The 248-nt window shown below is 52.8% G+C and carries 1 pseudogene; it reads left to right on the forward strand.

Annotated features, from left to right (window positions below):
* A pseudogene (locus SB719_RS21755) lies at nt 1–248 on the forward strand (exodeoxyribonuclease X); the annotation flags it as partial.

Below are 248 nucleotides of genomic sequence, written 5' to 3' on the forward strand. Positions count from 1 at the left end.
GAGTGGATTTGCACCATGAAACTGGCCCGTCGCTTGTGGCCAGGAATCAAGTACAGCAATATGGCGTTATATAAAACACGCAAGCTCAATGTACAGACGCCGCCGGGCCTGCATCATCACCGCGCGTTGTATGACTGTTATATCACCGCCGCGTTGCTTATCGATATTATGAACACCTCCGGCTGGACGGCAGAACAGATGGCCGATATCACCGGACGTCCGTCGTTGATGACGACCTTCACCTTTGG

The organism is Pantoea sp. SIMBA_079 (genome assembly GCF_046940275.1).
Lineage (GTDB): Bacteria > Pseudomonadota > Gammaproteobacteria > Enterobacterales > Enterobacteriaceae > Pantoea > Pantoea borealis.